8 protein-coding genes are annotated in these 6,861 nt (G+C 54.0%); 5 read left to right on the top strand and 3 right to left on the bottom strand.

Going from position 1 to position 6,861, the window contains the following annotated elements:
- The first annotated feature begins 155 nt into the window (after nucleotides 1-155).
- From Q3886_RS07265 to Q3886_RS07285, 5 genes are read left to right on the top strand one after another with little or no spacing between them, the layout of a single operon-like run.
- Nucleotides 156-833: a hypothetical protein gene (locus tag Q3886_RS07265; protein ID WP_301860628.1), complete on the top strand. Its 678-nt coding sequence runs from the start codon at nucleotides 156-158 to the stop codon at nucleotides 831-833.
- A 32-nt stretch (nucleotides 834-865) separates the two neighbouring features.
- The gene (locus Q3886_RS07270) at nucleotides 866-1,078 is read left to right on the top strand and encodes a 4Fe-4S binding protein (protein ID WP_301860629.1); all 213 of its coding nucleotides are present in this window, start codon (nucleotides 866-868) and stop codon (nucleotides 1,076-1,078) included.
- 21 nt (nucleotides 1,079-1,099) lie between these two features.
- Complete coding sequence (locus Q3886_RS07275) at nucleotides 1,100-2,167, top strand: 3-methyl-2-oxobutanoate dehydrogenase subunit VorB (RefSeq protein WP_301860630.1); 1,068 nt, start codon at nucleotides 1,100-1,102, stop codon at nucleotides 2,165-2,167.
- Between the two features lies 1 nt (nucleotide 2,168).
- Nucleotides 2,169-2,912 (top strand): thiamine pyrophosphate-dependent enzyme, encoded by a 744-nt coding sequence (locus Q3886_RS07280; protein WP_301860631.1) that lies wholly within the window; start codon nucleotides 2,169-2,171, stop codon nucleotides 2,910-2,912.
- 1 nt (nucleotide 2,913) lies between these two features.
- Nucleotides 2,914-3,453, top strand: coding sequence for a 2-oxoacid:acceptor oxidoreductase family protein (locus Q3886_RS07285; protein ID WP_301860632.1), 540 nt, complete (start codon nucleotides 2,914-2,916; stop codon nucleotides 3,451-3,453).
- Between the two features lie 100 nt (nucleotides 3,454-3,553).
- Here Q3886_RS07285 and Q3886_RS07290 read toward each other — a convergent pair whose 3' ends face one another.
- The 3 genes from Q3886_RS07290 to Q3886_RS07300 all read right to left on the bottom strand — a co-directional run.
- Nucleotides 3,554-4,663: a phosphonoacetaldehyde reductase gene (locus tag Q3886_RS07290; RefSeq protein ID WP_301860633.1), complete on the bottom strand. Its 1,110-nt coding sequence runs from the start codon at nucleotides 4,661-4,663 to the stop codon at nucleotides 3,554-3,556.
- Between the two features lie 33 nt (nucleotides 4,664-4,696).
- Nucleotides 4,697-5,854: a 2-aminoethylphosphonate aminotransferase gene (locus Q3886_RS07295; protein ID WP_301860634.1), complete on the bottom strand. Its 1,158-nt coding sequence runs from the start codon at nucleotides 5,852-5,854 to the stop codon at nucleotides 4,697-4,699.
- Between the two features lie 32 nt (nucleotides 5,855-5,886).
- On the bottom strand, nucleotides 5,887-6,861 hold a 975-nt coding region (locus Q3886_RS07300), incomplete at its 5' end, for an MFS transporter (RefSeq protein WP_301860635.1).

The following is a 6,861-nucleotide window of genomic DNA, read 5'->3' on the forward strand; positions in this document are numbered from 1 at the left end:
GATGAACGTTTTACTTAGATATAGCTTGCAAAAATATTCCAACAGGACTATAATATAAATAACGAAAAGTCATTACAATGATTACGAATACAAAATACTCATCAAAATTATGATAAAACACACATCGAGAAGGATGCATGAAAGGAGCACAGATCATGCAGAATTGGATAGATGCCGCACGTCTGACCGTCATTGTCGGACATTTTGGCAGCGGTAAAACCGAAGTGGCCGTCAACCTGGCCATGGCCATTGCCAAAGAAGGAAAGCCTTTTGCCCTGGCTGATCTGGATGTAGTCGATCCCTATTTTCGGTCCCGCGAATGCAAGGACCTTATTGAGGCCCACGGCGGCCGGCTCATAGCCAGCTCCCAAAGCCAGATGGATGCAGACCTGCCTTCCATGCCGCCTGACGTGTTTGCCCTGTTTGACAATCCGCAGCTCTGCGGCGTTCTGGATATTGGCGGCGATCCTTCCGGCGCCCGCGTACTGGCCCGGTACCGCCATCAGCTCAGGAAATGCGGCGCCCGCGTTCTCTGCGTCGTAAACGGCAACCGGCCTTTATCGGATACGCCGGAAAAAGCGGCGGCTTATGTGAAGAATATTGAAAAAGCGTCAGGCATGACGGTAGACGGGCTTATTAATAATACCCACTGCTGTCACCTTACGGAACTGGATGACATCCGTTCCGGCGCGGCGCTGACGGAAAAAGTATCGGAACTAACCGGAATCCCTGTGATCTGCCATGCTGTCCCCCTATCACTGGCAGAACAGGCTTCGGAGTTTATAACCCCTGTATTCCCTATGACCTTGTACATGAAGAAACCCTGGGAATGAGTTACCCGCAAAAGAAAGGAGACGTTTTACCTATGGCAATGCATTTGACCTTCAGAAAAGAGCGCTGCAAAGGCTGCGGTTTGTGCATCGGCGTTTGTCCCAAACATATTCTGGCCCTGGAAGAAGGCACGAATATTAAAGGCTACCGGCCGGCAACCTGTACGGACGAATCCCTTTGCATCGGCTGCGCAAGCTGCGCAAGAATCTGTCCGGATTCGATTATTACTGTTGAAAAAGACGACTGAGAGAAGGAGTGAACCATATCCATGAAACGAGAAATCTGGAAGGGTAGTGAAGCCATTGCCGAAGCCGCTATTCGTGCAGGCTGTCGTGGATTCTTTGGCTATCCTATTACCCCGCAAAATGAAATTCCTGAATATATGTCCCTGAAAATGCCTGAAGCTGGCGGCGTATTTGTCCAGGCTGAATCGGAAGTGGCCGCTATTAACATGGTATACGGCGCAGCTGCTACGGGCATTCGCGCCATGACGTCTTCGTCGTCTCCCGGCGTGAGCCTGAAGCAGGAAGGCATCAGCTATACAGCAGGCGCCAAACTGCCGGCTGTTATCGTCAACGTCATGCGCGGCGGACCGGGCCTGGGCTCCATTCAGCCGTCGCAGGCCGATTACTATCAGGCAACCCGCGGCGGCGGCAACGGCGACTATCGTACGCCTGTCCTGGCACCGGCCAATCTGCAGGAAGCTGTCGACCTCGTACAGGAAGCCTTCGACATTGCCGATCAGTACCGCACGCCTGTCGTTGTACTGGCTGACGGCCTTATTGGGCAGATGATGGAACCGATTGTCTGGCACGATATCAAAAAACGGGAATTGCCGGCAAAAGACTGGGCTGCCAGCGGCCGCGGCGACCGGGATCACAACAACTTTATCAACTCCCTGCTCATCGATGCGCCGGCCTGTGAAAAGCATAATCAGGAACTCCTCGACACGTATCATGAAATTGAAGAAAAAGAAGTCCGCTGGGAAGAACTGATGACAGACGACGCAGAAGTATTGATTACGGCTTATGGCACACCGGCCCGTATTGCCATTACAGCTGCGGAAAATCTTCGCAAAAAAGGAATCAAAGCCGGCGTGTTCCGTCCCATTACGCTGTGGCCTTTCCCGACGAAGCGCCTGAAAGAACTGGCTGTACAGGATTCGATCAAGGTCATTCTCGACGTGGAAATGAGCACCGGTCAGATGCTGGACGACGTCAATCTGGCAGTAGCCGAAAAGAAACCGGTTCGCTTCTATGGCCGGTTCGGCGGCATGATTCCGACCGTATCGGAAATTGAAACGGCAGCAGAAAAAGCAATGGGGGAGGTACAGTAATATGAAGACGATATATGCAAAGTCCAAAGGACTGCAGGATACGGAACTGCATTATTGCCCCGGCTGCAGCCACGGTATTGTACATAAATTAGTAGCAGAAACGCTGGAAGAAATGGACGCTATCGGCACGACTATCGGCGTATGTCCCGTCGGCTGTTCCGTCTTTGCCGGCAACTATTTTGCCTGCGATATGATTGAAGCCGCTCATGGCCGTGCACCTGCTGTAGCTACGGCAGTCAAGCGCACCCATCCCAACGTCCCTGTATTCACCTATCAGGGCGACGGCGACCTGGCCTCCATTGGCGCGGCAGAAATCGTACATGCAGCTATGCGCGGCGAAAAATTCACGACTATTTTCATTAACAACGCCATTTACGGCATGACTGGCGGCCAGATGGCGCCGACGACCCTGATCGGCCAGAAAGCGACAACAGCTCCTCTGGGCCGGACCGTCGAACAGGCCGGCAAGCCCATGCGGGTAGCTGAAATGCTCTCCACCCTGGACGGCCTCGTCTATGCAGAACGGGTCTGCGTCGTCGATATTCCCCACCTGGTCAAGGCGAAAAAAGCTATTCAGAAAGCCTTTAAGCGGCAGATGAACGGCGACGGCTTTACGTTTATTGAAGTTCTGTGTGCCTGCCCGACGAACTGGGGCATGGACATTCATGAAGCGAATAAATGGCTCATGGAAAACATGGCAGCCTACTATCCTCTCGGCGTAATCAAAGATACGGAGGTGCAATAAGATGAAACACGAAATTATCCTCTCCGGTTTTGGCGGCCAGGGCGTTATGTCGATCGGTAAAAACCTGGTAGAAGCAGGCCTGGAAGAAGATCTGCAGGTTTCATGGGTACCGTCGTATGGCCCGGAAATGCGCGGCGGCACGGCAAACTGTACGGTCATTATCAGTGACGAACGCATTGGCTCGCCTCTGGTAGAACATCCGTCGGAAATCGTCGTCATGAACCGTGCGGCTCTGGCAAAATTCGGCCCCCAGGTACAGAAAGGCGGCACTATCTTCATTAACAGCAGCATTGTTCCTGATAAAGTAGACCGTGACGATGTGACTGTCCACTATGTGCCGTGCGACGATATTGCCCGCGAAATCGGCAACGCCAAAGTCAGCAATATGGTCATGCTCGGTGCCTACGTAGGCGCGACGAAAGTGCTGAAAGTAGAAACGATTGAAAACATGATTCATGAAATGTTTACGGGCAAGAAGGCAAAACTCGTGCCCCTGAATATGGATGCTCTGAAACGCGGCATTGCCAGCGTAGAAGGGTAACAGACCTTGCAGAAACTCCTTTTGCGGGTGTTTCCATACAGAAAAAGCAGGCCCCAGCGCCGCCTTTCGGACGGCGCTGGGGCCTGCGTATGTGTGTATATCAGTTTTCCCGGCACAACATCGTCTGGTACAGGGAATACAGATCGTCGTACTGCAGGGCAACGGGATTGTTGGACAGGCGCTGCAGGTTGACTGACCGGCTGAGCAGATCCAGATCCTGCTGGGAACGGAGTGTCGGCACAGGCAGATCCAGGGAGCGCATAAGGCTGCTCATGAAACGGGCCCCTTCTTCCGGCGAGGGCTGGCCCAGGAGTGCTGCCAGTTCCTGAAACGTCCTGGCCACGTAATCGGCACCGCGGGCATCAGCCGTCTGATCCAGATGGGTCAGCATATACGGCCAGAGCCGGGTAAGGCACAGGCTGGCAGCGTGACCGTGGGCAATGCCGTACAGGCCGGTCAGCTTGTAGCTCATGGCGTGGGCTGCTGTCGTCGTGGTCATGTTGATGGCCTTTCCGGCCAGATTGGCGGCGTGGAGCATGGCCCGGTTCCCTTCGACGGTGTCATTCAGATAGCCTTTATAGGCAGACAGGAAAGTCTCAATGGCTTCGCCGGCCAGTTTCTGGCTTTCCGGCGTAGCGCGGACGGACCAGTACGATTCGATGGCATGGCACAGGGCGTCGAGCATGGTAGCCTTGCGCTGGTACAGCGGCAGTCCGGACAGGAGCGTCGGATTGAGGACGACATAATCTGGCGTCAGACTTTCGTGAGCCACGGAATACTTCTTGCCTTCATAGTAGACGACGGCAAAATGGGTAGCTTCGCTGCCGGTCCCGGCAGTCGTCGGCACAGCCAGATGGGGGATGGAATTAGCCGTAATGGACTGCGTAATATACGGCGTATCTGCCGCCATGCCGTCAAAGGCTTTAATGCTTTTGGCCACGTCCATGGGACTGCCGCCGCCGACGGATACGAGCATGTCACAGTGCTGTTCCTGGAACAGATGGAGCCCTTTTACGACCGATTCGTACTTGGGATTCGGTTCGTAATCATGGAAGGGAACAGCCGTAATATCCCGGCTGTGGACGAGTTTGTCATAGGCCGGATTCTTCATAAAGGAATGGCCGCATACGAGGAGCGGGCGGCGGCAGCCGGCCTGCTGCACGGCACTCATAATGGAATCATATACAGGTAAGGCGGCTGCTTGCAGCATCGTCAAAACTCCTTTCAGTACGAAAACACAGAATTACTTATCATAGCGAACGGGAACGGCTACGTTCATTTCAGCCAGTACGTCTTTCATGGCAGCCCAGAAGCTCTTAATGTCATCGGGGTAAATGGCGCCGAGGGAGCACAGGCGGAACGTATGGAAATCGGATACCTTGCCGGGATAAATGGTAAATCCCTTATCATAGAGCAGATCGTGCATCTTTTCAAAGGTGAAATTCGGGTCGTCCGGGTACATCAGGGCCAGGACCAGACGGGACTGGTAATCCAGGTTAATGAGCGGCTTGAAGCCAAAGGTTTCTGCTCCCTTGACCAGTTCCTTCCATACGGCCTGATGGCGTTCCCATTTGCCCTGTTCCCCTTCGGCAAAATATTCTTTAATCCCCTGCAGGGCCGAGTAAATCGTCTGTACTGGCGGCGTGAAATGCATTTCTCCTTTGTCGCGGATAAAGCTATACTGCATGTATAGATTGGTGTAGTACGAACGGGTCGGATAATTCTTGGATTCTTCCATCAGGGCCGTGTTGCCGATGACGAAGGACAGGCCTGTCATGGCCATGATGCCTTTCTGAGCCGACGCCATAATGAAGTCCAGGTTGTCTTTTTCCAGGTCAATGGGGACCATGGCGTACGACGATGTCGTGTCGGCAATCATGGTGCAGCCGTGTTCATGAGCGGCCTTGCCGATAGCGCGGATCGGGTTCAGCACGCCTGTCCCCGTTTCGTGATGGCAGCAGTAGACGACGGCAATATCGTGATTCGTATCAGCATCGAGAACTTCTTTGACTTTGGCTACGTCAATCGGTTCCGTATAGGAGAATTTCAGGTCAACATGGTCGATATGATAGTAGCGGCAGACGTCGGCAGCCCGGCTGGAATAGGAGCCATTGTCGAGAACGAGGATTTTCTTGCCTGCCGGTACGAGGGAATTGACGCATACGTCGATGTTCAGCGTGCCGGAGCCGCAGAACAATACAGCTGTGTATTTGTTCAGGTCGCCGTGAGCGATTTTGACCAGCGATTCGCCCAGTTCTTTCATAATATGGCCAAATTCTTTTTCCCGCGGGCAAATATCGGGAACGACCTGGGCGTATTTTACGGTATCCGTCGTCGTGGCGGGACCGGGATTGAGCAGAATATTGCGTTTGATTTTGGGAAGTGTGGAAATGTCTAACATAATTTGAAATCCTCCTTAACAGTACGTGATACTTACATTACTTTTTTCGCGTCGTCCAAGACTGCCGGTTCAGCAGCAGCGGCGCGTTTTGTATTTCTGGCTGCAGCAACCGCGAGGATTGCCATAGCGACGCAGACGAAGGTAATAGCGGCGAAGAGCATGTTCCAGTTGCCGCCGCCGAGGAAAAGTCCGAAGACAATGGCCTGTACGGCAGCGCCCAGATAGGCGGCGAAGTCGAGAATGCCGCTGGCCGTGCCAGACAGCTGGCGGCCGCCGATATCGATGGCAAAGGGCCATACGAGGCCGTTAATGGCATAGAGGAAGAAGCCGGCCGTAAACAGCAGGACATCGATGAGCAGCATGGTCTGAGAGAACATGAACAGCAGGATGCACAGACCGCCGACGACGGCGCAGAGCAGTACAGCCGGCAGCCGGTCGTGACGGCAGTATTTGTCACTCAGCGCCGGAATGACCAGCGTGCCGGCGCCCATGCCGATGGACAGGAGCAGTCCTTCAATAAGGCCGTCTTTAATATCCATGCCCATCGTATTGGTGAAGTACAGGGGAATCCAGTTGAGCAGGCCGTACCGGGCAATACTGCTCAGGGCGATGATGACCAGCCAGATATCGAACTTCCATTTTTTCAGTAAATACAGGTAGGGATAGAGTTTGCTTTTTCCCTGCAAATCGGCCTGGAGCTTTAATTCTGACGATACATTGACGGCGTCGTCGACATAGGCAGGAAGGCCGACGTTCTGGGGACTTGCCTTGACGGCCAGGCCGTAGATGACGGCAATGACGACGGCAATGAGGCCGGGATAGAGGAAGGCAGCCCGCCAGCCTTCCTGGGGCATAACGGCGAAGACGACCATGACGACGCCCATGCAGACGGCCTGGCCAAATCCGGCAAAGCCGTTGGCAAAGCCGGCAGCAAAGCCGCGGCGCTGACTGGGCCACCATTTCGACAGGAGCGACATGCCCGGTGCCCAGGCCATGGACTGGAAGTA

Source organism: uncultured Megasphaera sp., from assembly GCF_958350005.1.
In the GTDB taxonomy this organism is placed as follows: Bacteria; Bacillota; Negativicutes; order Veillonellales; family Megasphaeraceae; genus Megasphaera.